The 782-nt window shown below is 48.2% G+C and carries 1 protein-coding gene; it reads left to right on the top strand.

The window, feature by feature from the left end; translation table 11 throughout:
• Nucleotides 1–175: 175 nt before the first annotated feature.
• Nucleotides 176–782, top strand: a 607-nt coding sequence (locus tag KP705_RS15615) for a hypothetical protein (RefSeq protein ID WP_215764836.1), incomplete at its 3' end; no start/stop codon positions are given.

Below are 782 nucleotides of genomic sequence, written 5' to 3'. Positions count from 1 at the left end.
GTAGAATGTGAGTCGAGGTTAAATCGATGGATATCTTGGCGGATTACATCGAAGAAGCCCGATAGGTTAGGAGAAGGCTCATGACGCAGGAACGTCACAACCCGACCCACATCAGTATTATAACACAACTGATGGCGATGGTTCAACACAAGACCGCCAAGACTGGTGGTCTCGGATGGAATCCGTAGGTCGTTCATATACGAAATTAGAGGCCCAAAGGGTCATCAAAGCTCAGTCATATGATGGGGGGTATTATCCTCGTTCATGGCTTGGGCATGTGTTCCATCTGGGGTGGTCTGTTGATGATATCTGCTGGCTGATATCTGCTGACTGCAAGCACCTTGGGCTTATAGCTCGGGATTATTCTGCTGATGAGAATCTGCGTTTTGCGTGTCGTTCGGAACAGGAAGACAGGCGACGCTTCAGGCTTCCTGCTGGTGGTTTAGAATACGTTCCAGAGGTTAAGGAAGCGAAGGAATCACGCGGAGAGATTTTTGATGCAGGACCGTCTGAGAATGGGTGTGAGTCATCTTCTCGGATAGGTTTTTATGAGCTTCTTCGTCGCAACAGTGGGAACAAGGTTGATGTGTTTAAACATCTTGAACGCATTGGCAGGGATGAGGCCATAAGGCTTCAATCTGATCGCATTGCTGACAGGCTTGAAGGTCTGGGGATTCCGTCTAGGCGTAAGAAGCAGGATGGCACCTTTTTCAAGGTGGGTTTGCTGTCTGGATTAGCTAAGCAGATGGATGAACAGTTTAGGCATATCATGTTCATTCCTG

Source organism: Gluconobacter sp. P1D12_c, assembly GCF_018812105.1.
Taxonomy (GTDB): Bacteria; Pseudomonadota; Alphaproteobacteria; order Acetobacterales; family Acetobacteraceae; genus Gluconobacter; species Gluconobacter oxydans_A.
Note: the sequence above shows the minus strand (reverse complement) of the source record. Positions and strands in the feature narration are given on the sequence as shown.